At 45.5% G+C, this 24,803-nt stretch carries 23 protein-coding genes and 1 tRNA gene; 7 read left to right on the plus strand and 17 right to left on the minus strand.

The annotated features are described in order from the left end of the window. Positions 1 to 31: 31 nt before the first annotated feature. The 4 genes from ACOCLE_RS17435 to ACOCLE_RS17450 all read right to left on the minus strand — a co-directional run bounded on the left by ACOCLE_RS17435 (position 32) and on the right by ACOCLE_RS17450 (position 4,035). Positions 32 to 685 (minus strand): hypothetical protein, encoded by a 654-nt coding sequence (locus tag ACOCLE_RS17435; protein ID WP_419533533.1) that lies wholly within the window; start codon positions 683 to 685, stop codon positions 32 to 34. A gap of 288 nt (positions 686 to 973) precedes the next feature. Then, complete coding sequence (locus ACOCLE_RS17440; RefSeq protein WP_419533534.1) at positions 974 to 1,822, minus strand: hypothetical protein; 849 nt, start codon at positions 1,820 to 1,822, stop codon at positions 974 to 976. A 431-nt stretch (positions 1,823 to 2,253) separates the two neighbouring features. After that, a complete protein-coding gene (locus ACOCLE_RS17445; RefSeq protein WP_419533535.1) occupies positions 2,254 to 3,234 on the minus strand; it encodes a transposase in 981 nt (326 codons plus the stop codon). A 336-nt stretch (positions 3,235 to 3,570) separates the two neighbouring features. Continuing rightward, entirely contained in the window at positions 3,571 to 4,035 is a 465-nt protein-coding gene (locus ACOCLE_RS17450) for a DUF4238 domain-containing protein (protein WP_419533536.1), read from the minus strand. Between ACOCLE_RS17450 and ACOCLE_RS17455 the strand changes: the two genes are divergently transcribed. Further along, positions 3,959 to 5,239, plus strand: a complete 1,281-nt coding sequence (locus tag ACOCLE_RS17455) for an ISKra4 family transposase (RefSeq protein ID WP_419532972.1) — start codon at positions 3,959 to 3,961, stop codon at positions 5,237 to 5,239. The two genes, ACOCLE_RS17450 and ACOCLE_RS17455, sit on opposite strands and share 77 nt — an antisense overlap. Here the strand turns inward: ACOCLE_RS17455 and ACOCLE_RS17460 are convergent. Continuing rightward, positions 5,234 to 5,821: a DUF4238 domain-containing protein gene (locus tag ACOCLE_RS17460; protein WP_419533537.1), complete on the minus strand. Its 588-nt coding sequence runs from the start codon at positions 5,819 to 5,821 to the stop codon at positions 5,234 to 5,236. The two genes, ACOCLE_RS17455 and ACOCLE_RS17460, sit on opposite strands and share 6 nt — an antisense overlap. Positions 5,822 to 6,169: 348 nt before the next feature. On the opposite strand from ACOCLE_RS17460, the gene ACOCLE_RS17465 reads away from it, so the two are divergent. Continuing rightward, the gene (locus ACOCLE_RS17465) at positions 6,170 to 6,328 is read left to right on the plus strand and encodes a phage integrase N-terminal SAM-like domain-containing protein (RefSeq protein ID WP_419533538.1); all 159 of its coding nucleotides are present in this window, start codon (positions 6,170 to 6,172) and stop codon (positions 6,326 to 6,328) included. Between the two features lie 558 nt (positions 6,329 to 6,886). Here the strand turns inward: ACOCLE_RS17465 and ACOCLE_RS17470 are convergent. The 4 genes from ACOCLE_RS17470 to ACOCLE_RS17485 all read right to left on the minus strand — a co-directional run bounded on the left by ACOCLE_RS17470 (position 6,887) and on the right by ACOCLE_RS17485 (position 8,499). Continuing rightward, positions 6,887 to 7,033 (minus strand): rhodanese-like domain-containing protein, encoded by a 147-nt coding sequence (locus ACOCLE_RS17470; RefSeq protein ID WP_419537226.1) that lies wholly within the window; start codon positions 7,031 to 7,033, stop codon positions 6,887 to 6,889. A gap of 6 nt (positions 7,034 to 7,039) precedes the next feature. Next, positions 7,040 to 7,222 (minus strand): hypothetical protein, encoded by a 183-nt coding sequence (locus tag ACOCLE_RS17475; protein WP_419533539.1) that lies wholly within the window; start codon positions 7,220 to 7,222, stop codon positions 7,040 to 7,042. A gap of 245 nt (positions 7,223 to 7,467) precedes the next feature. After that, positions 7,468 to 7,558, minus strand: a tRNA-Ser gene (locus ACOCLE_RS17480). Positions 7,559 to 7,653: 95 nt separating this feature from the next. Next, on the minus strand, positions 7,654 to 8,499 hold the full coding sequence (locus ACOCLE_RS17485; RefSeq protein ID WP_419533540.1) for an SDR family oxidoreductase: 846 nt from the start codon (positions 8,497 to 8,499) through the stop codon (positions 7,654 to 7,656). A gap of 164 nt (positions 8,500 to 8,663) precedes the next feature. On the opposite strand from ACOCLE_RS17485, the gene ACOCLE_RS17490 reads away from it, so the two are divergent. Beyond that, positions 8,664 to 9,437: a phytochelatin synthase family protein gene (locus ACOCLE_RS17490; protein WP_419533541.1), complete on the plus strand. Its 774-nt coding sequence runs from the start codon at positions 8,664 to 8,666 to the stop codon at positions 9,435 to 9,437. On the opposite strand, the gene ACOCLE_RS17495 is transcribed toward ACOCLE_RS17490, so the two are convergent. Continuing rightward, positions 9,428 to 9,934, minus strand: a complete 507-nt coding sequence (locus ACOCLE_RS17495) for a lactoylglutathione lyase family protein (RefSeq protein WP_419533542.1) — start codon at positions 9,932 to 9,934, stop codon at positions 9,428 to 9,430. The two genes, ACOCLE_RS17490 and ACOCLE_RS17495, sit on opposite strands and share 10 nt — an antisense overlap. A gap of 92 nt (positions 9,935 to 10,026) precedes the next feature. Here ACOCLE_RS17495 and ACOCLE_RS17500 point away from each other — a divergent pair, with 92 nt between their 5' ends. Beyond that, positions 10,027 to 10,899, plus strand: a complete 873-nt coding sequence (locus ACOCLE_RS17500) for a LysR family transcriptional regulator (protein WP_419533543.1) — start codon at positions 10,027 to 10,029, stop codon at positions 10,897 to 10,899. On the opposite strand, the gene ACOCLE_RS17505 is transcribed toward ACOCLE_RS17500, so the two are convergent. The 5 genes from ACOCLE_RS17505 to ACOCLE_RS17525 form a co-directional block, all read right to left on the minus strand. Then, positions 10,879 to 11,772, minus strand: a complete 894-nt coding sequence (locus ACOCLE_RS17505) for a DMT family transporter (protein ID WP_419533544.1) — start codon at positions 11,770 to 11,772, stop codon at positions 10,879 to 10,881. The two genes, ACOCLE_RS17500 and ACOCLE_RS17505, sit on opposite strands and share 21 nt — an antisense overlap. 108 nt (positions 11,773 to 11,880) lie before the next feature. Further along, positions 11,881 to 14,019, minus strand: coding sequence for a DNA recombination protein RmuC (gene rmuC / locus ACOCLE_RS17510; RefSeq protein ID WP_419533545.1), 2,139 nt, complete (start codon positions 14,017 to 14,019; stop codon positions 11,881 to 11,883). A 117-nt stretch (positions 14,020 to 14,136) separates the two neighbouring features. Further along, the gene (locus ACOCLE_RS17515) at positions 14,137 to 14,793 is read right to left on the minus strand and encodes a ChrR family anti-sigma-E factor (protein WP_419533546.1); all 657 of its coding nucleotides are present in this window, start codon (positions 14,791 to 14,793) and stop codon (positions 14,137 to 14,139) included. After that, positions 14,790 to 15,347, minus strand: coding sequence for a sigma-70 family RNA polymerase sigma factor (locus ACOCLE_RS17520; RefSeq protein WP_066016848.1), 558 nt, complete (start codon positions 15,345 to 15,347; stop codon positions 14,790 to 14,792). The genes ACOCLE_RS17515 and ACOCLE_RS17520 overlap by 4 nt, the downstream gene beginning before the upstream one ends. Positions 15,348 to 15,750: 403 nt before the next feature. Beyond that, on the minus strand, positions 15,751 to 16,164 hold the full coding sequence (locus ACOCLE_RS17525; protein ID WP_066016835.1) for a LysR substrate-binding domain-containing protein: 414 nt from the start codon (positions 16,162 to 16,164) through the stop codon (positions 15,751 to 15,753). 511 nt (positions 16,165 to 16,675) lie between these two features. Between ACOCLE_RS17525 and ACOCLE_RS17530 the strand changes: the two genes are divergently transcribed. Next, on the plus strand, positions 16,676 to 17,566 hold the full coding sequence (locus ACOCLE_RS17530) for an IS982 family transposase (protein WP_419533099.1): 891 nt from the start codon (positions 16,676 to 16,678) through the stop codon (positions 17,564 to 17,566). 243 nt (positions 17,567 to 17,809) lie between these two features. On the opposite strand, the gene ACOCLE_RS17535 is transcribed toward ACOCLE_RS17530, so the two are convergent. Both ACOCLE_RS17535 and tnpC read right to left on the minus strand, forming a co-directional pair. Beyond that, positions 17,810 to 20,299 carry a hypothetical protein gene (locus ACOCLE_RS17535; RefSeq protein ID WP_419533547.1) on the minus strand — a complete coding sequence of 830 codons (2,490 nt, stop codon included), beginning with the start codon at positions 20,297 to 20,299 and terminating at the stop codon, positions 17,810 to 17,812. A gap of 251 nt (positions 20,300 to 20,550) precedes the next feature. Further along, positions 20,551 to 22,056 (minus strand): IS66 family transposase, encoded by a 1,506-nt coding sequence (gene tnpC / locus ACOCLE_RS17540; protein ID WP_419532963.1) that lies wholly within the window; start codon positions 22,054 to 22,056, stop codon positions 20,551 to 20,553. Between the two features lie 186 nt (positions 22,057 to 22,242). Here tnpC and ACOCLE_RS17545 point away from each other — a divergent pair. Together ACOCLE_RS17545 and ACOCLE_RS17550 are read left to right on the plus strand one after the other, a co-directional pair. Beyond that, positions 22,243 to 22,946 (plus strand): IS1 family transposase gene (locus tag ACOCLE_RS17545; RefSeq protein WP_419533548.1). Its coding sequence is split into 2 segments (ribosomal slippage): positions 22,243 to 22,483 and positions 22,483 to 22,946, totalling 705 coding nucleotides; the frame shifts between segments, so codons are not numbered across the junction. 445 nt (positions 22,947 to 23,391) lie between these two features. Beyond that, positions 23,392 to 24,801 carry an NAD(P)/FAD-dependent oxidoreductase gene (locus ACOCLE_RS17550; RefSeq protein ID WP_419533549.1) on the plus strand — a complete coding sequence of 470 codons (1,410 nt, stop codon included), beginning with the start codon at positions 23,392 to 23,394 and terminating at the stop codon, positions 24,799 to 24,801. Positions 24,802 to 24,803: the final 2 nt, after the last annotated feature.

The following is a 24,803-nucleotide window of genomic DNA, read 5'->3' on the forward strand; positions in this document are numbered from 1 at the left end:
GAGACCTTCGCCTGTATTAACAATTAGACGACTACAGAGGCTCCTGAGCGTAGGATGGGCCACATAAGTGAGTACGATTAGTGAAATAGACTGCGTCGTTATCCCACACGACCTGATCGCCAAACACCTGTGCACCCAAATCACCGCTGGTGACCTCACAGTTCATTCGCGAAATAACCTCACAATCGGATGTTCCCCATGGAATACGGTAATACTTCCCTTTTTTATTGCGAGTCCACAGTTTATTAATCAGCGTAGTATCCCCCGGTATTGAGCCATTAAGCTCAACGTTAAAGCGACCGTCCTTTGAAGAGATATTAACCGTAGCGCGATCCCCCTCTTTTGACAATGCCATCTGCCCAGAGACCGTATTGTAATTATCGAAAAGCCTCAGGATGTTGACCATACGGGGAATGGTATGTGCTTTTACCGCCATAAATTCACCGTTACCAAAATCCAGTAACCAGACGGCTTCTGGGTATGAAGTTTTGAACAGGCGGAGTTTCCAGGGGGTAATATCGTCAATCTGCACGACCATTAGGGCACAGCGAACACAACCTTCCATGTTTGACGTGGCAAAATGGAAGTCCTTTCCGGCCAATTCAATGGCTTTACCGGCAGGAATCGAGCCTTTTAATAACAGCCCATTGCTTTCGTTACCGATAAATTGGTATTGGTCAGTCATTGGTGTCCCTTACGTTATTAAAACAGGATTTCATTTTCTGCCTTACACAGACTTCATTGTGAATATATTCAGCATATAAATGGTGTTGCCTACAAAAACTGGACGCCTATTGTTGATATCTTTAATAAAACTCAATAATAAGTTTTTGGTATTCGTGGGTAACTCGAGCATGTAACGCCAATTTCAGCCACGCGCAGCCAGACACCTCGGTTGGAGGGACGAAGCCCCGGAAAGAACTGGAAATTTTTGTTAGGTGCCTTCAAGGATTAAGAGGGCCTCATTCGACTATTATGAGAACTGGAATTTAGGTGATTCAGGGTCATATGCTTCCAGATAATTGGCAAAGGCTTTAATTACCTTTTTATCCCGTTTAAATTTAGCATCGCCAACTTTTTCATGTATTTTATCTCCTACGTACCCCCTTTTTGATCCAGAAGTTCGTTTTTTCGTATCCTCAATGACATTATCAGCTTCATTGAAGGTTCTTGGCATATCATAAGCAGCTAAGAAGCATGAATCGGAATTTGTTTTTCCTAGTATATAGTCAATCATCATTCTTTGGTTGGATGTCAATTCATTTTCTGTTATCACGGTTTTCATTACAGCTTCGAAAATATCATTATCTTGAATTTCTAAAACACAAAATGAAATTGAGTTTTTATACACTAATATAAAATCATTTGATATATCTAAGCCACCAATTTCTTGAGTGAATTTGTAATTTTCTATCTCAATGAACCTTTCTAGTATTTCTTCTTTTATTTTCTTCATTGAATTTGTGCTTTTTCTTTCGATCAATCTCTCCATATAGTGCTTGCTATAAACAAAACCATTTAAAATTGCTATTCTTTTCATCCGAAAGCATTTCTTTGACAAAGGATAATATACTGTCTCAAAATATAGCCTTCCATTTTCTGGTATTATTGTTTTTGTAGTAATAATTTTCCCATAGCGAGAATAATTCTGGTCAAGAAAATCAACTTTCAATATATTCAATTTCTCAATATCGTTTCTTAGAAACCTTAAGAATTCTTGATGATTTTTTGATATTAAAAATTTTCTATTAATTTTATCCTGTGCTGATATAAGTTCCGATTGAATGCTTTTCCATGTTTCACTTGTTTTTTTAGAAATCATCTTTATTATTTTTTACACGTTATCGTGATGCTAGGTGTTGGCACTGACGTACTATAAAGAAATCTATAAAGAGAAATCTATAAAGGACACCCATAATCTATAAAGAATCTATAAAGGACACCCATAAATTATTTGACCATTAATACAGCCAATTTAACTTTACTCTCGAAACTATAAATAATGCCGGAGTCACAATGACCAAAGAAAAAGAGGGTCTATTAAGTACAGAGAACAAACACATAAGAAAATCGAGTTTATTCCCAGATGCTCAACACATGACGAAACATCACCCCATGCAGCCAGGCTCGAATATTATTTTGTCAAAGGATTAAATTAACGTCGGTGCGAAAAGGTGAACGTCAAATCCTGTCAAACGTTTCAGGCTAAGATCAGCCTGAGTAAAGTAATTTGAAGACGCTCCAGCCTTATTGCTATTGCAGATACAGAGATTGACTGCAGCACATGCCATGAAGCCACCGTTTGCCACTCTGTTTTGCATAGGCTTTCAAAGCACCCAGCCTGCCAACCACACGACGGAAACGGTTATTCCAACTCATGGTTTTCAGCCATTCATCCGGATCGATTTTCAATCTGTCGAGAATGGATGGGAGATTCTCCGGAATAGAACCTCTCTTATCCTGCCGAACTATACGCCCCGTCCAGTCTACCAACTCCAGATAACTGCTCAGGGCAAAAGGAATAGCCGTTTCCGGGTTCTGTCCTTGTGAACGCAAGGGTTTGAGGTGAGCATGCTGTTTTCTGAGCCGACCACCACTGGCTTTTGTAGCCCGCTCTTTTATGGAAGTATAATCTGAAGTTTCCGGCGTTCTGGCCATTTTTGCCCTGATAGGATTAAGGTCAACATACGCCATACAGGTCAGCAATGCCGCTTCATCCAATAAAGCCTGGCTTTTGTAGCGACCTTCCCAGAATCGTCCTTTGCAACCATCTTCTTTATTCGCTTCCCTTGCCAGATGCTCATTAAGGCAGCGCATAAACCAGCTTATGTCCAGTAAGCGGGAGCGGTATTCTTCAGCAAACTCCTCTACCCGCAGCAACTCCGCTTTATCCAGTGATACCCCGGAAAGAAAACGCTGTACCAGCAGAGGCCCAGTAAACAGCCTTGTCCAGCGTTGTAACACGGTCTTGGTGTCCCAGCTCTCCCCAGACTCACGATTGATGAAGACAACCACATGGTAATGATTCGACATCACGGCATAGGCGCACACTTCAATAGCAAAGACTCCGGACAGCGCTTTCAGCCGGTCAACCACCCATTCCCTGCGATGCTCATAGTTTTTGCCACTGAATGTATCTTCGCCACAGAGAAAAGCCCGACGAACACAACGAGCCATACAGTGGTAGTAAGGTGTGCTGGTTGTATCGATCAGGTTTTTACGGGCGGTGGTCATTGTTGCTCCGGTTTACTTTATGGTTACCGGAATAAAAATAGACAAGTTGTCTGGCTGGTCAAATTATTTATGGGTGTCCTTTATATATTCTTTTATATATTCTTGTGGTTTACTCATGGGCCCATTAACAGAGAATTCCATCACTCTTTCATCAGCAAGCATTTCGGAGAGATTATCTAAATCAGATTCTGATATTTCTCTTATTCTCAGCCGAGAAGTCTCTAGTATCATCGTGTCTATCCTTGGTGCGCTTAACGCCCGCAGCACGCGCGGCTTTGTAGTGAAGGCGAAGCCGCAACGGAAAAGCCGTCGCCGTGCCTGCGTTTGTTATATTCTTTAGTCATGGATAGACTCTTTAGTGGGCCCGATCACCCACCTTTCAGCATTGTTTATTATTAAGTCATTTATTGCCATCGCCTGACTCGAATTGATGTGTGTATGTTTAATATCCGACTTAACTGACGATAGAGCCAGACATAACTGCCGAGACAGAGGGATAAGAATAATGTATTCATCTCTATCGCTGAATAATTGATCTATTACAATTGGATCGTCTTTTATAATGAAAGGTTGATCACAAAGAAGAACATCGGCTTCGAATGAATAAAGAAATATCCAGCCCATGGAGTCATGGATACAAGGGGTGCTCTCTCTGAATGATTGAAACAATAGTGCTCTATTTTCACAGCTACTATGGGAACACCACTCATAATAGTTAACTGTCATGCCCGCTTCTGTTATTTCCAGCTCTACCAAAAGCATCGTTTTGCAAATTGAAGTTTCTATAGATTCAGGCAACATGCTGAATCTTGAAGATAGTTTACAGCGTGCACTCAATGAAGCCGGGCAGCTTGGAACAAAAGAGTTATTGGGGCTATTTGAATCACCCAATAAAGAACCTATCGTCGTTAATCAGCAGAAGTGGAACTACAAAGGAAAGGTTCTTAAGCACTATGAAACCTTATACGGTCGTATACCTTTGGAGCGCTCCGTATATCAGGGTGTCAGAGGTGGCAGTACTCTGGCAGCACTTGATCTTCGTGCCGGTATTATTGGTTCAGCTACCCCCAAATTTGCCAAGTCTATCGCCTGGAAATACAGCCAGATGCCAGCGCCTGCGGTAAAAGAAGATTTTGAGACCAACCATCAAAGGACGCTTTCAAATTCTTATATCAAGCATTTATCGGACAGAGTAGGTGCATTAATTGAAGACCAGCAAGACACTCACTACCACCTTCCTCCACTAAAAGAGCCTGTTGAAACAATAGCCATTGGTCTGGATGGAACCTGCATGCTGCTTTGTGAAGAAGGCTGGAGGGAAGCCATGTGTGGGACATTGAGCCTATATTCTGCAGATGGAGACAGGCTCCACACGATATATACAGCCAGTTCGCCAGAGTATGGTAAACAAAGCTTTATGAGCAAGCTCGACGAGGAGATTGCAGATCTAAAACGACTCTACCCAAATGCCACATACATCGGGGTAGCTGACGGGGCTAGAGAAAACTGGAGTTATTTGAAACAACATACCTCTGGGCAGATACTCGATTTTTATCATGCATCTGAATATTTAGCTGGAGCAGCGGAAGCACTGTTTCCAACCAGTAAGGCGAAGCGACACCAGTGGCTTGAAGACAGGCTACATAGTTTGAAAAACAAGCGTGGAGCAGCCAAAAAAATCCTTCAGGAAATTGAATCAGCCGAGCTCCCGAAAAAGACAATCGCACTGACAGAGAAGCGCTACAAAGCTGTGAGCTATTTTACAAACAATCACCAGTTAATGAATTATCATCAGGCGCTTAAACGCCATTGGCCAATAGGTTCAGGAGTTACTGAAGCGGCTTGTAAGACTCTGGTAAAGCAACGATTATGTGGTTCTGGAATGAGGTGGAAAGCAACAGGAGCGGAAGTGCTTTTGACAACAAGAGCACTGATCCAGAGTAAGGGGCGCTGGGAACAACTTTGGTCTGAGTTCATGACTGGAAAGGTTGAAGCTAACCTATGAGTCAGTTATCAAATTGAGAGAGCACCCGATACAAGCTGCATTTTCTTGCGCATTCTCAATCATCTTAACAAGCGTCATATTACGTGACTCTGAAAATGATACCCCCTCAAAAAGGCTGTCGTCATTCAGGTCTAAACCCATTTCTTTCGCCTTTTCTTGGGCGGTTTCATCAGCCTTTGCATGTTTTAATATTTCTCTTATAAGCGACCGATCAAACCCATCTTTAAACTCATTGATAAGACTTGGATGTCTTGCGGATAAAAATCCAAAGAACCTTGATAGGTTATATAAACTGACATCGGTTTTGTCGGGATTATCTGATATCAACTTTCCCACTTCAGCTGCGAAGGCACCATCAATGGTTGATAGCATTGGATTTTCGATCAATGTAGGTGAGCCAGATGCCTTTGCCGCTTCTCCCGTTAAAGAGTAAAGAAAGTTTTCAGAGCAGAAGTTCCTAGGACCAGCTGGCCCAAGAATTCTTGAGCCCTTTTTATCCAGGTAAAACAGGTTCTGTCCATCTAGCGAGAATAGAAGCTGATAAGACTGGGGAATATAATGGTGATTCTTGGGATTACTCATAGTTGAATATAACGCTTATTAGTGCGAATTCCCTTTACAAGCTGGAACATTCGCTCAATTTTCTTCAGCTTACATTTGCTAAATTATTGCAAAACAAGGCTCTTTAAATTAAAAAATTCATCAATTAACTATCAAGCCTGTATCAAAGCGAGAATCAATATTTATCGAGAATTTTAATTCTCGATAAAATCTCATAAGAGATTTTTTATATATTAAAAACAATGGACTAGCGAGGCAGGCAGTATTTATCGAGAATTATTAGTGCGCTTTTCAGCGCTGAGAATTCGCAATTTTCTGGTTTATCATAAGAACTGCATTTAAATACAATTGTCAGAAATAGAAATCATCATGCTTAAATCACCGTTTATTGAGTCTATTCAACATTGCATTCGAACCAGACAGTACAGCTACAGAACCGAAAAAACGTATTTATATTGGATACGCTTTTTCATCCATTTTCACAATAAACAGCACCCAAAATATATGAGGGAGAATGAAGTTGAATAGTTTCTTACTTATCTGGCAGTCCACCGAAAAGTATCAGCATCAACTCAAACCAGGCGTTGTGTGCAATTTCCGTGAGGATGTTACAACACTCAGATTGATACCCATGTTTTAGGCAAGCACCAATACGGAGCAAGAAGCCCTATCGATACAGAGTAAACTCTATTGATCACTGAAAAAGCACGCTACCGCCCGTCACTTGTACTTCTGCCTTTTACTGACATCCGTGAGCAGGGTATGAAATAGCTCAGCAACAACTTTTATGATTATTATTTATACGATGCAGTTAACCGTGGCTGACAGAAAATTTGCACTAAAGTATCAAATAAATATCGTCAGTTAAAGGCAAACCCAATTATTCTTCCACTGACTTTTATATGACGTACAATCCCACGAGCGAGAAGGGCTGAGGTGTTTTTTAAAAACGATCAATCTACGTCCATTTAGCCCATAGTCAGTGCTAATATCCGTTAGAAACGGGTACTTCTAACCGACCACGCTTGGCACAGGCTGATAGCAGTACTGTGCAGACAGCCGATACCATCGCGGATCAGGTCTTAATTATTTACTGACAATGGGGTAGCCTGCGCCCTGCCAGGCATAAATGCCGCCCGGGTAGCGGTAGACGTTGTTAAACCCGAGTTTTTTCGCCCAGATGACGGCATTGTGGCTGCGGGTACATTTTACGAATCCGCAGTAAACGACAATGGGTGTTTATTTATCATTACCCAATAATGCCTGGTAATCTTCCAGTGAACGGTTCTCGGTTTCAGCGGCGTTCCACTCCTTCATATCCGGAATGGGGAACAGAAACTGTTTTGCCCCCGGAATATGCGCCTTGTTGTAGCTGGCACCGGACAGAAATCCAAACTGGGGAATCAGCTCTGACGATAACAACCCAGAATGAAGTTGATTTTGGTGTCAGTCAGTTGAAAAGTGGCTCAAGAATCCATGCGTAAAATCTGCTGGTAATGACTGTGAAACCGAGTGTTTTTCTCGTTCAATATTCGAACAGAAGGGATGTAGGTTATGACAGGAGAACAAGGAAATTTTACTGTCGACACATCGTGGACAGAATATTGCAACAGTCGTTAGAACAAGCTATTTAATAGGAGAGAATCAGGAACTTACAGAAGGGAACATGGCGGTGAGGGAGGGATTCGAACCCTCGGTACGCGATTAACGTACACACACTTTCCAGGCGTGCTCCTTCAGCCACTCGGACACCTCACCATTTGCTCAAAACGTTTACCGCCCCGAACAGGTGGCGTACTTTATATCACCTTCAACACAAAGGCAAAAAGAATATATACCTACGGACAAAAAAATTACCGAAGGCGATTCAGGCCAAACATTTTGCTAAGCACTTTCTCAAGAATGGCGGTTGGCAGGAGTGCTTTCAGCAATGGAAACGCCAAGCTGCCATTGGCCAACCGGATGATGTTGAGACTCCGCCCGGACTCCAGTTTGTTCACCAGGTTTTGGCAGAAGTGATCCACCGGTGTGGGGTTATCCTGTGAGGCATTGGCTCGTGCCCTGACCTTCGCCTCAATGGGCATATAGAGGCTGTCTGGCTTGAACACCTGTTCCAGTACCCGGCTGGCATTGTCAGCAAATCGTGACTGGACAGCACCAGGCTGAACGGTCACCACCCGTACCCCAAACGGTTTCAATTCCATTCTCAACACATCAGACAGGGCATTAAATGCAGCTTTGGAGGCGCAGTAACTGCCTGAAAATGGTGTGAACAAGACACCGGAGACACTGCCAATATTGACGATCGTACCCTGTTTACGGGCACACATATGAGGAGCCACCTTGCGGATCAGCGCCATGGGGGCAAACACATTGGTGGAGAACTGATGTTCTAATTCTTCACCCGGCATATCGATCAGCGGTCCCATGCTGCCATAGCCTGCGTTATTGATCAGTATGTCGATGTGCCCATCCCTAACAAGGATATGTTGAACCACTTCATCTACCTGCTGTTCGTTCCTGACGTCCAGCGCAAGCACCTGTACGGGATGATCCGTCAGGTCCCTGATGCTTTCTATATTCCGGGCCGTTGCCCAGACAGCATACCCTCTTTGATGGAATTCCAGGGCCAGGGCTCGACCAATGCCGGAAGAACACCCGGTAATCAAGACATTCCTTTTTTCTGTTTTGCTGTCCACAGACATCGCTCTCCTTCTCCCGGAATTCCACAGCGTCTCTTTGCTTTGCAGGTCACTCTATAAACTATTGATAAAGATTGCAGCAAGAGCGTTGATTAAGAACTATGTTTTATTTTCTGAAACAGCCTGTCACACGCCTTCTGTACTGGATAAAGATTGAAACCATGATGTTAACGAGAGTCCGGGCCTTCTGCCTTGGTGCTTTTGTATGCCTTACATTTTCCAGCGTATGTGCTGCTGAGCAAAATACTGCTATTTACTGGAACAGCCCTGAAGCCATTCCTCTGCAGAAAAAATTACCAGAGAATGCCGATTTCTGGCGACTGATGCCTCATCTAACCACCCAGAAAACCCAATCTTACTGTGGCGTTGCCAGCGCGGTCACGGTGCTTAACACCCTCGGCTCCTGCCAGAATGGTGATCCCGTCTATTACCCTTACCACTACGTCACACAGGACAGCTTTTTTACACCCACCATCCTCCCCTTTCTATCTCCAAGACTCGTGATGTCGAGAGGTGTGGGCATGAATGAGTTACAGCTGGCTCTGGAAGCTCACGGTGCAGAAGTACAGGTGGTCAATGGGGACAGTGTGACCGTTGATCAATTGCGGGATATCGTGGCAAGAGAGCTGGTTAATTGTGAGCATTATGTACTGGTTAACTACCACCGTGCCTACCTGCAACAAAAAGGGGGTGGTCACTGGTCAGTACTGGGGGCTTACGATGCGGACAGCGACCGGGTTTTGATTCTGGACGTTGCCCGATTCAGCTTTCTCCCGGTATGGGTTCGTGTGTCCACGCTGCTGGATGCGATTAACTCCACGGACCCCAGAGGGATAACCCGGGGACTGCTGATTGTTTCAGGCCAGTCCCACGCTCAGCAACAACCGGTTTCAGAGGATGTGTCTGAATCAGTCACACCATCCAATCAATTATAAGCACCTGCTGAGTAAGTCAGCTCATAGCTGTGGCTGTAGATCTCCAGGATGTTACCAAACGGGTCTTCCATGTAGATCATGCGATATGGCTTTTCGCCTGGGTAGTAGAAGCGTGGTTTTTCCATACGACGCTTACCACCGGCAGCCACAATTTTCTCTGCCAGTCCTTCAACGTCCGGGTCTTGTACGCAGAAGTGGAAAATGCCGGTTTTCCAGTATTCGAAGTTATTTTCAGGGTTTTCCTGATTTTTAAATTCGAAGATCTCAACACCGATTTTGTCACCTGTGGATAAGTGAGCAATACGGAAGTGCTCCCAGCCAGCACCGAATACATCGGTGCACATCTCACCAATGGCGCTGTCGTCTTCTACAATCGTGGTGGGTTCCATAATCAGGTACCAGCCCAGCACTTCAGTGTAAAACGTAACGGCCTTTTCCAGATCTGGAACAGAAATACCGATATGAGAAAAGGTTCTTGGGTATACTTGGTCTGTCATTGTCTTCTACCTCAATAGCAATGACATCAGTGTAGAAGCTTATTTCGAGAACAAAAAATTATCATTTTTGATGATATTGATAAAATCCTGTTATGGTAAATCCACTCTGGCTAAAGACCTTTATTGCGCTGGTTGAGCAGAAGCATTTCACTCGCACCGCTGCCTTGCTGCACATGACGCAACCAGGCGTCAGCCAGCATATCCGCAGACTGGAAGCGTATTACCAGGCAACGCTGATTAACCGGAATGAAAAAGGCTTCGAGCTGACACAGGAAGGTGAAAAGGTACTTCGTTTTGCCAGGGAACTGGTCTTGAGTGAAGAACAGCTGAAAGCGTCCCTGAAAGAGGACAATCCTTATGAGGGGACCTGCCAACTCAGCAGTCCGGGTGCACTGGCCATGAGGCTTTACCCTCAGCTCTGTGCCATACAGCAGCAATATCCAGAGCTGCTGATGCAGTTTGAGGTGGCTCCGAACCACAGAATTGTGTCAGAACTGTTGAGTAATACCATTGATATTGGCCTGATTACCCATCAGACCGACGAACCAGAACTGATCACCCGTCCTATCGACCAGGAGCAATTACTGCTTGTGGTTCCAGCTAATTATCAGGGTGCCAGTTACCATGATTTGTGTCAGCTGGGAGTGATCATGCACCCGGATGCCAAGCATCACATTTCATCCGTGCTCCGGGCAAACTATGCTCAATTCCGGCATCTTTCCGAGTTCCCGGTAAAAGGCGCGGTAAACCAGATCAACCTGATTCTCGAGCCGGTAGCCGCCGGTAATGGCTTTACCGTTTTACCAGAGTCCATTGTGAATGCTTTTCCCCGGCAGCAGGATATCAGCATCCTCAATATGACTACTGCCGTTTATGAAACCATTTACCTGACGCATAAGCGGCATCGCCCGGTGGCAAGCCGCTACCCGTTTATTCTCAATACGCTATTCCCGGACCAGCTGTGATTCCGCAATGGCTGGCTTAAAGATGGAACGCCATCTGGCAACCAGCAGCGCCATAAAGATCAGTCCACAACCGAGGAGCTTCTGAGAAGTCATGGATTCTCCCATCCAGATCGCACTCATCAGCGCCGTCCATACCGGTTCAATCACCATGATCAGCGCGGCATGGCCGGCTTCTGAATGTTTCAGAGCCCAGGTATAGAGGAAATAGCGAAGACTGGTGGCAATCAATACTGCTGCGGCCACCCAGACCCAGGTGTCCGTGGCCACTTGCTCCGGCCAGCTTTCAGTGGTGAAAGAAATGATCATGCCTGCCACGCCCGGCACCAGCAGCAGCATAAAGGTCAAAGCCATTGAAGGAATGCCTGGCGCATTATGATTGGTGTACACAAAGTGCAAGGCAATAAACAGGGTAGCCATTAGATACAACCCCTGGGCGGGTTCAAATTCCCAGCTGCCTTTCAGTGCCAGCAGGGCAATACCAGCAATGGCAAATGGCAGGGCAAAGAGTGTGAAGCGGTCAATTCGGCTGCCATAGAGTAACCTTCCCATAAAGGGCACCATAATCATGGACAGACTCATGATGAACGCCCCTTCTCCCAGGCGATCAGAGCTATCCACCGCCTGAATCCAGAGGTACATGGCCATGGTCTGAATCAGCCCCACCATCACACTGATGAACAGCTGTTTTTGGTTTAGCCGGAAGAGTTGCCTTGCGGCAAAGGGCAGCAACAACAACGCAGCTGCGATATAACGAACACCGATGTAACCAAGTGGCGGCATTCCCCCGATAGCAAATTTGGAAAACAGCCAGCCAGAGGCAGCCAGCAGGGTAACCAGCAGAAGTACCAGATCTGCTTTCATCGTCGTGTTCATGAGAATGTGCCGGGATTGAGATTTCAGGAAAGTCCATGTTCTTTTGGAACTAGCTTACTGAAATCTCATAGGTGGCACAGTGGGGATAAATACGCTTTTTAGCAGGCGTTACTTTGACGGCGTATCTTCTGACCGGAACTGCTGCTCATAGTCTGACCAGGAATGTTCAGGATGATCCTGCTCCAGCCTTGCCAGCTCTGCTTCAAGAGAAGACTGTTCGCCATCAAGAGAAGATACGTCATAGCCCAGTTCAGAAAGCTTGGACTCCAGCTCGGAGAAATCGGCAGGGCCTGACAATTCATCTTCACCGGACATACTTAAGACAGTGTCGTCTGCCAAAGGATCCTCATGGTACAACCGGTCAATTGCTTCTTCGGATACAGGGTCCGCATTAGCCACCAGTGAAGTGGGATCAGGCGTCTGGCTTTCAGTTTCAGGAGTCACTAACGGCTCATGAGCCGTTATCTCTTCAGCTGGCGCTGCTCTATGGTTATCTTCTTGAGCCTGAACCGGTTCAGCGAACTCTGTTTCACCTGTTGGCTGGTTATCCACCGTTAGTCGGGATGCAGGTTCTTCGTCAACAGCTTTTTGTGGCGCTAAGGCGGAGGCTTCTGCAACGCTGGAGACCTCCTTGCCCTCTGGTACATTGTCCCTGCCCTTCTGATGAGCAGGCTGTTTCTCCGGGACAGAGGCTGCTGGCTGCGTCTCAGCCTCAAGAGCTAACAATTCCTCTGCTTCCAAAGGCTCAAGATCCGCCGTTTCCAGGGTCTTGGCAGGCAGTTCCTTTTTAACACGAACCCCAAGTGCCAAAAACTGGTCCGCCTGGGCAATCAGGTTTCCACGACCGTGCTTCAGCGTACTCATGGCATCGTCATAAGTGGTACGGGCATTACCCAACTGGATATCCAGCTTTTCCATTTTTTCAACAAAAATGCGTAATTTGTCGTACACCTGACGACCTTTGTCGGCCAGTTTTCGGGTGTTGGCATTCTGCCGCTCAATGGTCCACAGGTTGGCAACCGTTCTCAACGTTGCCAGCAGAGTGGTCGGCGTGACAACAACAATACGCTTCTCAAAGGCATCGTTGAATAACTTCTGGTCATACTGAAATGCCGAGATAAATGCCGGCTCTATTGGCATGAACATAAAGACAAAGTCCGGTGCCTTGATTTCCGGCAGGTTGGGATAATCTTTCTGGTTCAGGCTGTTGATGTGATTGCGGATGCTCTGGATATGACGTGCCATGGCTGCATCGCGGTCAGCATCCTTTTCTGCATTCACAAAAGCCATGTAGTCCACCAGCGACACCTTGGAGTCAATAATCAGGTGCTTTCCTTCAGGCAGATGGACAATAAAGTCAGGCCGCTTGTTCTGGCCTTCTTCGTCTCTGAAATTCGGTTCCCGCTCGTATTCCTGCCCTTTGATCAGGCCACTGCTGTCAAGGATGGTCTCAACCTGCATTTCACCCCAGTTACCCTGAAGTTTCTTGTCACCCTTCAGGGCTTTGGCCAGGCTCTCGGCATCGTCCGTCATCTTGCGGTTGAGCTGATGCATGGTTTCCAACTGCTGCTTCAACGCCGCTCGGCTGACACTGTCTTCCCGATGCGCTTCCTCAACTTTGTTACGGAATTCACCCAGCTGTTCTTTGAATGGTGCTAATAGTGAGTGCAGCTGTTCGTGGTGCTGATCAGAGAGCACTTTACCCCTGGCTTCAAAGATTTCATGGGCCAGGTGTTTAAACTCCTGCTTCAGTGCTTCTTTGTTTTCCTGAAGCTGCATCAGGGCCTTCTGATTCTGTACCTGTTGCTCTTCAAGCCGTGTCTCCAGTTCCTTCACACGTTGTTCGGACTGGCTGCGCCCTGACCTTTCAGCCGTCAGTTCTTTCACCAGCTCCTGCAGGTCCCGACTCTTTTCCGCTTCTCGCTTGCGTTCAGATATCAGCATCGCTTCCAGCCGTCCAGCCTTGACCTGATGCTGACTAAGCTGGTCGTTTAGACGCAGAGTCTCTTTCTGCAGAAGGTTTTTGCTCGCTTCCAGTTTTTCCTGAAGCACTGCCTGCTGCTCTGCCAACTCATCCTGCAGAGATGCTCTCTGCTCTGACAGTTGAGTAATCTGCAGCTGCTGGGCATCGACTTCCCGCTCCATTTGCAATTTCAGGTTTTTCTGGGTCTGCCGGCAGACAAACCACGCCAGTGCAAATGACAGTAGTGAAGCTACAGCAACTACAACAAGGGCAGTAAGCGTCATGAAACGATCTCTCTGGAATTTCAAAAGGAACTTTTTACTGGGAACTAAGACAGGTTCGTCGAGAAGAAAGTTCAGGTCAATAGCAAGAATTCTGGCTATTGACCTGACTTACAGCGTTTATAGCTGGAAAAATGGCTGTAACAGTCGTGGGACCAATCCTTTGAAACGGAGTGGGCCGTCCGTTGCAATCAGGCAGATACAGCCTTCATGGGTATCGGCCACCGGCTGATGGGTCATGTCGGGATCAACATCCGCCACATCGCCGGCAGAAAAGCGCCCCAGCTCATCGCTGTATGAGCCCTTGAGCACCAGGGTAAGCTCAGAACCACTGTGACCGTGGGATGGCATGAATGTACCCGGAGCAATTTTAAGCAGTCGCAGTTTGCCCTGGGATGCAGGCAGAATAAACTGCTTCATGCCAGGCGCCATGGTGCGCCAGTGAAGATCGCTGAACCACTGGCCAATCATTGGCCGCAGAGGCTCTGGAATATCGCCATCCAAATCAGTTTCTGGCCTTTTCCGGGTTTCGGAACAAACCTCTTCGACCGGCTCATCCAACATAGCTAGCATCCAGTCCCGGGAGCTTTTGGATATGGACTCCACCGGTTCCTGTTCCATCAGCCCAAGGCCAATCTGTTCTGCATGCGCAACCTTGTCATGACAGTCATCACATACGGCCAGATGGCAGGCAACCACCATGGAAAGTGCATCCGGCAGGCTGCCCGCGCCGTAGCTGAGCAGGGTACTGTCATCGGGGTGGTGATTGCAGCTCATGACTCACCTCCAATGCGAACCCGTAATTTGTCAAAAGCCAGCCTGAGGCCAGACTTCACACTGCCAATGGGCATGTCCATATCTTCAGCAATTTCGCGGTGGGATTTTCCTTCGTAATACACTTTGTAAACCAATTGAGCCTGTTGCTGAGGCAAGGCATCCAGGGCATCTTTTAAACGCCCTGAATCACAGACCGCCATACTGGGCGTGTAGCCTGCCTCGGGGTAGCTGTTTAACGGGGAGAGCATGTCTGGCTTTTCTTTACGAAGCCGGTCAATCCATAGATTTCTGGCAATGCGAAAGATCCAGGTGGAAGCCGTAGCTTTTGCAGGGTCATAACTGGAAGTCTTACGCCATACAGACAGCAGGGTTTCCTGAACCAGCTCTTCTGCCAGCTCTTCATTAGCCCCCTTTCTGACCAGAAAGCTTTTCAGTCGAGGAGCAAAATAGTCGTAAAGCTGCATAAACAGCTTTTTATCGCGACTTTTCGCCAGATCAACGAGAACCTGCCTGAAGTCCTGCTTTTGCGCTGCCTGATCAGGTTTGAATTCCATAGAGGTTTCAACAAGCCGAAGATGTACCATAATTCTTTAATTTTCTTATACATGACTGCTTTTACGTAAAAAGTGCCAATAAGGATCTCTTTACCGTGAACACAGCCACAGCTTTTCATAATACCTTCATTAACTGTCCTGCATAGCTTTTCCTTAATAGAAAATGGCGATTCTCTGGTGATCTGCTTTATTCACCCTGAATTTCCCATGGTTAAACAGGTAATACCAATCAAGCGTTCTAGGAGGCTGTCGGACTTAACCGACCGTAGCGAGAAAAAGTCCGGTTTGAGCCAGTTTTTATGCTGATTTGAGGCGAATAGTGGTTCTATTCAACGAAAAGCAGCATAAAAAATGGCCAAATCCGGCTTATTCGCAGTAGGTCAGTGCTAAGTCCGACAGGCTCCTAGGTCTCCACTCCACTGAACAATTGCCCCTGTTCACGCAGTGAAACCAGCAGGGCTTTTTTAACGGGTCCTGTCACCGCCTCACTGCGGGACAAAATGCTGAATGGAAACCTAAGGGGGGTATTCAGCTCCTTAACATCAAGCCGTTGCAGGGTTCCTTCTTCAATAGCATCAGCAACGCAATATTCCGGTAACAAAGCCCATCCCTCCCCCATCAGCAATAACGCCATCAGGAGATCATGGCTGGCCATACGCTGGTAATGGCTGGAAAGCAGTGTCGTCTGCTCCATATGGGAAGAAAAATAGTCCTCGGGGATCAGCTGCCGGTACATTTTCAAATCGTGCACAGCCAGTGAGTCGCAGGAAGCAACTTTCATTACAGGGCTGGCAACTGCACAGAACGCCGTATTCATCTACTGAACATTTCGATCCGTTTGACTCTTCTGCCTCATGTGTGGTTCACATTACAACATCAGATGTGCTGTATACGGCCTCTCGACATAGATAAACAGAGGCTTGTTTGACATTCCAGTCAATATCAATTCTCTCGATTACCCGGGCCAGAATACGAAATGAAGGATACTGTGATGGGGTTGCAGGCAGGTCAGATCCTTCAGAAGATTTGATCCTAGCAAATCAATCGTTTTCTGAAGGTTACTTCAGCTGCTACTGCTACCCCTCACTATTTCATCCGAAAAGCTGAAAGCTCCGCATTTTTTATGCTGCTTTTCATTGAACAAAAGTACTATTCAAATCAAGTCAACCTAAAAACTAAAATCAGAATTTTTCTCTCGACGGATTGATAAGCCAGACAGGCTTCTAATTATCCTTACGCCATGTGCGACTTTTAGGTTTGCATAAGGAGACATGACTGATCCTGCTTTCTGCTATTAAAAGCAGTAGAAAGCAAAGAAGGTTTCAGTCATGCCCGTTGAAGAGTTTATCACTACAGTCTACTGCTTGATCGACGATTTGGTAAAAGAGCTTTTTCCTGTACCACTGCGACTTCGAGGGTTTCCACCAAAGCTCACTGATAGTGAAGCGATCACCATGGAAGTTGTCGGTGAATGGCTTGGGCATCATAAGGACACTGAGATTTGGAAGTATTTTACCCGACACTGGCGACACCTGTTTCCTGACATTCCTTCACGCTCGGCATTTGTCAAACAGGCCGCCAACTTATGGCATGTGAAACAACGACTGCAAATTCGTATAGTCCAGATGATGCATGCAGATAATGCAGATATCCATTTAATCGATGGTTTTCCGATTGATGTTGTCGTCAGAACCCGTGCACCACAGAGCCGTATCTTTAAAGCTGAGGCTGGTTATGGTTACTGCGCTTCCAAGGACAAGAAGTTCTATGGCTTTCAGGGGCATTTGCTGGTTGAAGCACGAGGGATTCCTGTGGGTTTTACTCTGACCGCAGCGAACGTAGATGAGCGTGATGCAGCCTATGACATGCTCGAGACCATTTCTGGCCTCTTGCTTGGCGATAAGGGCTATATAAGGCCTGAGTTTAAAGCTGATTGTCAGGAATTAGGTATTGATCTTCAGACGCCACTGAGAAAAAACATGCAAGATGAACGTCCGAAGTCGTTTGTAAAGCTGGTATTACGGGTACGACGGAGAATAGAAACAGTGATAGGTCAATTGACAGAGCGCTTTGAAATAGAAAAGTGCCATTGTCGAGATAGATGGCATATGACATCACGTATCGCTCGGAAGTTACTGGCACATAATATTGGTTCTTATCTGAATATAATTGCTGGTCGTCCTGCAATACAGTTTGAGAACCTTATTTCCGAAGATTAAAAAACGGAAAGCAAATAATTGCGTGATTTTGAAGATACAACTTGGACTTACCATCATGCTAGCCCGGATATTTCATAAACGTGCTCCCGTTCTCGCTTGTCCTTTGCCGCCCTAAGGGAGTTTTGCTCGGTCGACCGTACTCCCCGGTACGGCACTCCCTCACAAAATCCCTTAGGGCGACAAAGTCCTGCCCGAGATTCGGGGCAGTTTATGAAATATCCGGGCTAGTAATTTGAGATAGTTTCAGACAAAGTCGCACATCGCGTTATCCTTATATTCACGTATGTTTCTCGCAATATCTCGCCTACCTATATCACGCATAAATTCGATCATTTCATCAATGGTCACCCTATGCTCCAGATATTTGAGCAGTTCAATACCATTATCTGCGGAGCTTTTAATTTGCTCTTCGTGTTGATCAGGGATGTTGGTTAAGAACATAAGTTGATTAATATCACGTGAACTTAAGTGATCAGCGATCTTTCTCAAAAACGTCCTATTTAGCTGGAGAACATTGATATCACTCAATCCCTGCCCTTGATTGTTACTTCTTCTTTCAAGAACTGTTGATCTATTCGCTAATTTTTTAAGCACTGTATTCAATTCTATCCGCTGGGGCTTAAGCGCCGGGTCTTTAATTTCACTCAGCATCTGTGTTGCACCTGCAAGACCAGCTTCGACTTGTGTACAAAGGTCACTGCTATTTAGGCATTTTGGATTATTTTCCAAAGCTTCAATTTTAGCCTCTACTAAGCCCAAAGCCTGTCTAATTTCATCAACACAGGTTTGATTCTGCTTACCACTTACTGGATCAGTTTCAGTGGTAGTAGGCATAGCAATACCTGCTACCTTACCTCGAAGTTCATTTCGCCTTTGGGCCAAGTTGCTATAGGTGGTTTGCAGCCCATCACGAGCACTCTCAAATTCACGTCCGACTAATTTAGTCAATTGGTCTTTTACTTTATTCAGCAAAGTATCGATATGAGTCAGGTGCCTTTCCCCCGGTGGGTTTGGATCCTTCTCTAATGTACTAATCAACGCTTCCACATTATCAAAAATTTCTTGAATATTATTTACTATGGTTTCTCCCTGGATTTGACTTGAAGTCGCTGTTTTTGATGCAGAACCCTGACCATTAACGCATCGATCCTGAAGATTTTTGAACCGCTTTTCCAAGTTATCCCGCATTTCAAGCACTTCATCATAGCTAACAACAACCAGCAGTGACTTTACACTGTTTAACTTCTCTCTGACCGGTGTCATGAAATGCTGTTCAGGAATAGTGGTAGTATCACGCTCCAACACAACTATATGCCTTTCTGCTGCTTTAAGAGCCTCATTCAACTGGTGCCTTGCAATCTGTTCCTTAGCTTCATTCATCTCAAATTTAAGCTTACTCGCCTGTCCCAGGCATTTATTTCTATCATCTCCAAATGGGAGTTCTTCAACTTGTTTAACAAACTTATTTATTCCTGTAGATAGTAAGTCAACATCACCCATTGACTTTTGTTCTTTATGATTACGAAGCTCTCTAAGTTGACTTTCAAGGTGTTCAACATCCTCCTTAGCGCAGGCACATCTCCTCCATTCATCAATATGTCCCCTTAGTTCTTCCACACGACTCTGCAGCCTTCGCTTCTCTTCTTCTACAGAGGTAAGCCTGTCAATTTTTTGTTTGGATAAACTATCGATCTTCCGCTCAAGTGACTTAACTTCATGGTTATTTTCTGTACTTTTATCTATTTTTTTTAACGATGCTTCAAGCTCATCAATTTTTTCATCATACTGTTCAACCTGACTCATCTCAGAGTCAACCCTCTGCTGTAGTTTAAATTCTTCTAAGCGAGCATTTATTGCACTTAACCGGGCAGACAGATCCTCTGACAGAAGAAGCCGACCTATTCGCCCAAGTTCTGATTCAATCCATATTACCTTTTCACCAACTTTTTCAGCATCTCCTAGCATTAAACCACTGATACAAGCCTCCAAATTAGGCAATTGCGATGGTACTTTTTCAGCTTCACTTATCTCATAACATGGCGGCGCTGAAACAGAGTTGTTTGCAGCTCCTTCCGATGGTATGGGGGGGTTTTGACCATAATCAAAAACTGGACTTTCAGCTGATGGCCAGCCTGGCTCTTTTACTCCATAACTCTCTTGCCCAAGGCTATCTCTAACAGAGCGTGCAGAATCCAAGGCCCGTAATAATTTCTGCTGCTGCATGTCCATTTCCTTTTTAAAGTACTCCATACCAATAAAGTGAGTACTTCTATTTTTATCTCCCTCTTTTGCCTCGTTAGCATTCAAAAGATCACATAAGTTTTTCGCCAGAGGCAATGCATGACCTTCCCCCCCTCTATCAGCAGCATCTACAGCTTCTTTTTTTACTTTTTGATAAACATGAAGAATTGCACTGGACTTACGATCATCTAAATCATCACGACGACTGAAATCTCTCGGTAATCTAAACGTCTTCAGGTCTCCATCAAGATTACTTCTATTCCAATTTTCGCCATGTACTCTTCTAGCTTCAATACTAGTAGCCTTTGCCAGTTGTTTTATTTCTCCTGGTGTCTGCCTCTTAAAAAAACTACTTATTTCAGATTTACCAACATCTCTAACATTAAACCTTGCCGGTGTTGTATGACCAGCGCCATCTTTATTTAAGACTGGTGCATCTGGAAGTTGTGTCTGAAATACTAGGCTCTGGGCTGGAATTTGTGGTGTACTCATTTTATGCGCTCCTGATTATTAAAAAACCCTCACCAAGATTTGATTTTTCGGCCAAAAAAAAGTTCATATGTTTACTTATATATTTTTCTCATCTGAAAAATTATTAATAGCAGATATCTTGATTGAAAAAACATGTCTCTTTTTCATTTAAAAGCACACACCAATCAACAACAGTTATTTTTTAAAAAGCAATTATTATATTTCGCCAACCAAACCAGAAAAAGCGGTCATGAATCATAAACTGTTGGTAACTATTCAGCACCCAGCAAAGGCGTATTGTTGTAATTTCGAACCGCTTTAAGAAGCGCCTGAAATATGTTCAACCCCTGCTTTTTAGCAGATGATAAATAGCTTCGGATTCGGGTAAACATGGTACCTCCGTCTTCGCTTCTGAAGCAGCCTGAGATCTTCTGCTTAAGTTTGGCCATCCTGGCATCACGTTCACTGCCATTGTTATCGAAGGGAATTGAAAAGTCCGACATGAAGCGCAACGTTTCAACCTTAAACTCAATAAGCCTTTTGAACAGGTTGTAGGCCTTGGTATTCCTGACCTTCTTACGTCCAAGCACCTGTCGTTGTTTTTCCATATAAGCGGTTTCCTTCGTGAGAGCCCTTTGAAGGATTTGGTCGTATATCGTCTCAATGCGAAGCTGTATTGCACCAGGCATTTGAGTCAGACCGGCTGCTTTGTATTTCTTGCAGAAGTGCCAGGAGAGCGTAAGCAATTTCATCAGCCGCAGAGCCAGCTTATTCGCATCCCTATCGACAACTCCCTGAAGCTCTCTCAGATGATGGGCATTACAAAGCACATGCACTGCCGCATAGGCAAAGTAGGACTTCCAATGATCGTGAACCAGAATGCCTGCAAAAGTCAGCAGGATGCCCATTGCATCCATTGCTTCACAACCTCGCCTTTCTGAGAGGTAGTAAAGCGTCCATTGGTCATCTCGCATAATGTGTAACCACCACAGTGAACCGTCAACCCGCATGCCAGTTTCATCCGCTCCTGCAACCGGACTTTCTTGTAAAGCATCGCGGATACTCTGCTCAGTAGAGGCCAGGTTCTCATGGGTATAGGCAACAAAATTGGCAACAGAGCCTGCGCTGACACTCATGCAATAAATAGTATTGAAATACTCAGACACCCGGTGATATGGGATGAAGTGATACTGGTTTAAATGAACAGCCATTGCCTGAGTCACTTCTCCGTATTGAGCAGCGGCTTTCACTCCTTGGGGAAACTCAGCGGTGTTCCGTTTACCACAAGGACATACTTTAACGTCTGCCCAGTACGCGGTAACTTCAAATTCTCCGGGTCTACCTGGATCAAAAACCTGTCGCTCAATGTATTTGGTGGGTTTAATATCGATAAGCGAAGACTGGCAACAGCAACATTTTTCAACCTTCAGATGCCTGACATAATCGGGTAAGGCGACACGTCTCAAACAAGAGCCTTGATGACCTTTCTGGCCACCTGGTTTATTGCCTGAAGATGGTCTAAGGCTTTTGGGGTTCGGTGTTTCCTGTGAGGAGCAGGGGGCTTCTTTGGAAGATGTATCACCTTTATCACTCCCTTTTTTACTGGGCTTTTGATAACCATCTGACGATGGTGGCTTACTACTGTTTTGACTGTTTTTATTAACCCTTTCTTCCAGTTCGCTGCAACGTTCCCGTAAAAGCGCATTCTCGGTCCGAAGCTCTTCATTCTCTTTAAGGAGAGCTTCGGTAAACGGAGTAGCTGGGAAGTCTGGTTCCATACTGGAGATTTGTTAGAAAAATTGAGTATAAGATGATGGTCGAAAAATCAGAAAATTCCAGATTTATATGAAGGGTGCTGAATAGTTACAACTGTTGATAGTGCTCTCGGTGAAGGTTCAGAAGAGTTGATGGCTATTAACTAAGCTGAAGTCTGCTACTATGCCAGTCTTTTGTTCTGTACTGCTATGGCTTTTATTGAAGTTATCTGTATTCACTGTCGTAAATCTGATGATATTGTCAGAAATGGAAAGGCCAGATCAGGGCTCCAAAGGTTCCTATGCCGAAGTTGCAACAAGACCTTTCAGCTGCATTATCTCTACAACGCTAACCAACCAGGTATACATGAAAGGATTGTCCGGCTAACCCATAATGGCTCTGGTGTCAGAGACATTGAGCGATACCTCAATATTAGCCGAACCACTGTCATCGCCCACTTAAAAGACTATCGCCGCCAGCAGTAACAGAGTTTCCATTCGAGAATGCGAAGGTTAAGTTGATCTGCGAAATGGATGAACAGTGGTCATTCGTGGGCAGTAAGAAAAATCAACGCTGGCTCTGGTATGCCTGGGAGCCACGCTTCAAGCGGATAATTGCCCATGCATTTGGTCGCCGAACGGATGCGACACTGAAAAAGCTACTGAAATTGCTGGCCCCCTATCGATTTGAGTTTTTCTGTACGGATGACTGGGCATCCTATGCGAAGCAGTTACCAGAGAAAAAGCATATTATTGGTAAGCATTTTACTCAGCGTATAGAGAGGCAGAACCTGAATTTCAGGACACGTCTGAAGAGGTTGGCTCGACGATCTATTTGCTTTTCAAGATCAGAAGAAGTTCACGATAAAGTAATCGGAGAATTTATCTACCGAGAGCACTATCAACTCTTCTGAACCTCCACCTATTTAACGATGGCAACTACTATCAATCCAGTGATGGTACTTTATATTCGATTAGTAAAAACAGGCTATGTACAGTTACCAGGCAGCACAGGGATACTCAAGGCCCGGAAAAAAAAAGAATAGTTATGCAGGAAAACGTCAAGCAAGTGGGCACTTTATGAACAACAATACCCTCAAGTATTGTCACGCTGCCAAAGTACACCAACAGCGTCAATAACTCCAAAAGTGTTAATAACTCAGGCTGTGCAGATTGAGTTCACTGACAGGAAATTCATGATAGTAAAAGATAATTATATGCTTTCCCTCCTTTTCTTACCTGTACAAGCATAGGCTAATTACGGGCGAGCTGTTTTTTAGTGAACCATTATGCCACTCTGTGCGTAGATGCTCTTAACAGTATTCAACGGCCTAATAAAAGCAACAGGGAGCCTCATTCGTGTCCACGAAAGGAATGAACATAGCGGTCATCGGTTCCGGTATCAGCGGACTGTCCTGCGCCTGGCTACTTTCAAAGCAGCACAACGTGACCTTATTTGAAAAGGATGACCGCTTTGGAGGACACAGTCATACTGTGTCTGTTGGTGATGAGAACCCTGTCCCTGTAGACACTGGCTTTATAGTCTTTAATGAGAAAACCTACCCAAACCTGATCGCTTTTTTCAAACACCTGCAGGTGCCTTTTGTCCCCACAGACATGTCTTTTGCGGTTTCTTTGAACAACGGAGCTACAGAATACGCTGGTACTGACCTGTCAGGATTATTCGCACAAAAGAAAAACCTGCTGCGCCCAGGCTTCTGGTTGATGCTGGCAGATATTCTGCGTTTTTATCGTAATAGTGAAAAATGGCTGGGCAGACTTGAACATGAAGAGGGTATTGATGCTTCGTTAACCCTGGGTCAGCTGCTGCATCGTGAACGTTTCAGCCAGCGGTTTATCCATGACCACCTTATCCCGATGGGCGCTGCCATCTGGTCAACGCCTGCGGACAAAATGCTGGACTACCCTGCCCTGGCCTTTTTGAGATTCTGCTCAAATCATGGCCTGCTCCAATTGTCGGACCGACCACAATGGCTGACAGTTAAGGGCGGCAGCCGAGAGTATGTTCAGCGGATCATTAATGAGCTGGGTCAATCTGCGCTCACCAACCGTTGCATCAGGAAGATCAAGCGCTTCCCCGATCGGGTTCAATTGACCGATTTTCAGGGTAAAGATTGGAGCTTTGATCACGTAGTGATGGCCTGCCATGCAGACACGTCACTGAGTTTACTCTCTGAACCGGATGAGTTTGAACAGCACTTGCTGGGAGCATTTACCTTTCAACGAAACAAGGCTCTTTTGCACAGTGATGAGCGACTGATGCCGGATAACAAAAAGGCCTGGGCCAGTTGGAACTATCTTGGTTCAAATTCAACAGAAAAAGACCATGAACATGGCCCTGCGGTTACTTACTGGATGAATAACCTGCAGCATCTGGAAGGTCCTCCACTGTTTGTCACTCTGAATCCTGAGCAGGAGCCTTCCACTGACCAGATTCATGGCTGTTATCTTTATGATCATCCGGTATTTGACCGTGATGCCATTGAAGCTCAGGAGAGAATCTGGGAACTGCAGGGCAGAAACAGAACCTGGTATTGCGGTGCCTGGATGGGCTATGGCTTTCACGAAGATGGGCTTCAGTCCGGTCTTGCTGTAGCGGAAAGCCTTGGAGGCATTCGCCGGCCCTGGCAGGTTAAGGGAGAAAATGACCGACTTCATCGGCCAGACCTGTTTGGACGAAGCTTTTTTGGCTCAGGCGTTGCGGACTCTCAACAGCCCCTCTCTCGACCTCAAACGCAGGAATCTTGAGA

This window comes from Endozoicomonas sp., from assembly GCF_965196975.1.
GTDB lineage: Bacteria > Pseudomonadota > Gammaproteobacteria > Pseudomonadales > Endozoicomonadaceae > Endozoicomonas.

Bases quoted from the DNA above. Each gene is read 5' to 3' on its own strand.
- ACOCLE_RS17490 (WP_419533541.1), top strand. From the start codon at position 8,664: ATGATGTTAACGAGAGTCCGGGCCTTCTGCCTTGGTGCTTTTGTATGC.
- ACOCLE_RS17535 (WP_419533547.1), bottom strand. From the start codon at position 20,299: ATGAGTACACCACAAATTCCAGCCCAGAGCCTAGTATTTCAGACACAA.
- ACOCLE_RS17530 (WP_419533099.1), top strand. From the start codon at position 16,676: ATGCCCGTTGAAGAGTTTATCACTACAGTCTACTGCTTGATCGACGAT.
- ACOCLE_RS17500 (WP_419533543.1), top strand. From the start codon at position 10,027: ATGGTAAATCCACTCTGGCTAAAGACCTTTATTGCGCTGGTTGAGCAG.
- ACOCLE_RS17525 (WP_066016835.1), bottom strand. From the start codon at position 16,164: ATGAATACGGCGTTCTGTGCAGTTGCCAGCCCTGTAATGAAAGTTGCT.
- ACOCLE_RS17440 (WP_419533534.1), bottom strand. From the start codon at position 1,822: ATGATTTCTAAAAAAACAAGTGAAACATGGAAAAGCATTCAATCGGAA.
- ACOCLE_RS17495 (WP_419533542.1), bottom strand. From the start codon at position 9,934: ATGACAGACCAAGTATACCCAAGAACCTTTTCTCATATCGGTATTTCT.
- ACOCLE_RS17450 (WP_419533536.1), bottom strand. From the start codon at position 4,035: ATGTTGCCTGAATCTATAGAAACTTCAATTTGCAAAACGATGCTTTTG.
- ACOCLE_RS17455 (WP_419532972.1), top strand. From the start codon at position 3,959: ATGCCCGCTTCTGTTATTTCCAGCTCTACCAAAAGCATCGTTTTGCAA.
- ACOCLE_RS17515 (WP_419533546.1), bottom strand. From the start codon at position 14,793: ATGAGCTGCAATCACCACCCCGATGACAGTACCCTGCTCAGCTACGGC.
- tnpC (WP_419532963.1), bottom strand. From the start codon at position 22,056: ATGGAACCAGACTTCCCAGCTACTCCGTTTACCGAAGCTCTCCTTAAA.
- ACOCLE_RS17460 (WP_419533537.1), bottom strand. From the start codon at position 5,821: ATGAGTAATCCCAAGAATCACCATTATATTCCCCAGTCTTATCAGCTT.
- ACOCLE_RS17465 (WP_419533538.1), top strand. From the start codon at position 6,170: ATGCTTAAATCACCGTTTATTGAGTCTATTCAACATTGCATTCGAACC.
- ACOCLE_RS17505 (WP_419533544.1), bottom strand. From the start codon at position 11,772: ATGAACACGACGATGAAAGCAGATCTGGTACTTCTGCTGGTTACCCTG.
- ACOCLE_RS17520 (WP_066016848.1), bottom strand. From the start codon at position 15,347: ATGGAATTCAAACCTGATCAGGCAGCGCAAAAGCAGGACTTCAGGCAG.
- ACOCLE_RS17435 (WP_419533533.1), bottom strand. From the start codon at position 685: ATGACTGACCAATACCAATTTATCGGTAACGAAAGCAATGGGCTGTTA.
- rmuC (WP_419533545.1), bottom strand. From the start codon at position 14,019: ATGACGCTTACTGCCCTTGTTGTAGTTGCTGTAGCTTCACTACTGTCA.
- ACOCLE_RS17445 (WP_419533535.1), bottom strand. From the start codon at position 3,234: ATGACCACCGCCCGTAAAAACCTGATCGATACAACCAGCACACCTTAC.